This window comes from Treponema sp. R80B11-R83G3 (assembly GCF_054786115.1).
Genome location: NZ_BDHF01000535.1, coordinates 1 through 410, shown reverse-complemented (window position 1 = coordinate 410; position 410 = coordinate 1). Strand labels below are relative to the sequence as shown.

Sequence of the window (410 nt, the reverse complement as noted above, 5' to 3'; positions counted from 1 at the left end):
GACAAGGAAGAATGGCTTAAACAGGCATCCGATGCCGCTAATCAAGCGTCATCAGAAACATTTTTATCGCTTATAGGTACGGAAGGAGAAAGGTTATCGCGTTTTATAGACACAAGAGAACCTTTAGGAATTAGAGACGCCATTCCTCAAGCTCAAGCGCTAATGAGCGAACTCTTGCAATCTTCAGGAATTGTTAATATGGCAAAAACTTTTAACTCACTAAACAATTTTACCAATATAACTTCTCCTCTTGTTAAACGCGGCATAGGAGGCGCGTCTACATGGGATTCAGCGTTAATAAAAATAGCGGCATCCGATCTGGCAAAAAAAACTAATTCGGAAATTTCTAAAAGCGAATCCAAAAAACTTGCTTACAATGCCCGTATAACCGCAGATGAAGCAATCAAAAG

At 39.8% G+C, this 410-nt stretch carries 1 protein-coding gene; it reads left to right on the top strand.

The window, feature by feature from the left end; all coding sequences use genetic code 11:
* Window positions 1-410, top strand: a 410-nt coding sequence (locus ACYVRH_RS14840; protein ID WP_461257626.1) for a hypothetical protein, incomplete at both ends; no start/stop codon positions are given.